The sequence below is a fragment of the Streptomyces sp. WM6386 genome, assembly GCF_000972385.1.
GTDB lineage: Bacteria > Actinomycetota > Actinomycetes > Streptomycetales > Streptomycetaceae > Streptomyces.
In genome coordinates, this window is record NZ_JXTE01000652.1 from 1 (window position 1) to 357 (window position 357).

Sequence of the window (357 nt, forward strand, 5' to 3'; positions counted from 1 at the left end):
CCGCTGATCGCCACCGCGCTGCTGCAGTCGTACGGCACCGCCACCCCCATCTCGGTCTACGTCACTCTGGCCGCGGTGCTCACCGCGATCGCGCTGCTGGCGGCGACCGAGACCCGGGGCCGCGACCTGGCCGACGTCACAGCCGGACCCGGGGCGGCGCAGCCGGTCGCGGGTGAAGCGGCCCCCACGTCCCGTTGAGATCCCGCCCTGACGGGAAGCCGGGTCCCGGTCTCGCGTCAACATCCCTGTCCCTCCGGCCCGGTGGTCCCCTTCATGACTGAACCGACCACGCCCACCACCAGCCGCTTCCAACGGCTGCTCGGCCTTCTTGCCGAGGACGCCCCGGCTGACGCATTC

Annotated in this window: 1 pseudogene; it reads left to right on the forward strand. The window is 72.5% G+C overall.

From position 1 onward, the window contains the following. A pseudogene (locus tag TN53_RS43105) lies at positions 1 to 198 on the forward strand (MFS transporter); the annotation flags it as partial. Positions 199 to 357: the final 159 nt, after the last annotated feature.